Raw genomic sequence first — 253 nt, 5'->3', positions numbered from 1 at the left:
ATACCAATTTTCCCCATCTTGGAAGCAATGGCGAAATTGTCGATCGTGGTGAAGACGATTATCTTAAGGTCGGGATATCGGCGCTTTAAGAACGAAAGCATGGCCATCCCGTCACCGTATTCTCCCCTAGGGAAACGCTGATTAATTGACCGGGCTGCCGAGCTTGCAGATGGGATGGCGCGGAATTTTTCTGGATGACGAAGTAAATGAGGATCGGTTTCGGTGAATTTGGCTCTGGAGCGAGCCTCACTTA

At 49.4% G+C, this 253-nt stretch carries 1 pseudogene; it reads right to left on the bottom strand.

The features are described 5' to 3' along the window. Positions 1-253 (bottom strand): annotated as a pseudogene (locus tag F6X37_RS37505) (hypothetical protein); the annotation flags it as partial.

Source organism: Paraburkholderia sp. 31.1, from assembly GCF_014397645.1.
In the GTDB taxonomy this organism is placed as follows: Bacteria; Pseudomonadota; Gammaproteobacteria; order Burkholderiales; family Burkholderiaceae; genus Paraburkholderia; species Paraburkholderia tuberum.
This window is presented reverse-complemented; position numbering and strand designations above follow the sequence as displayed.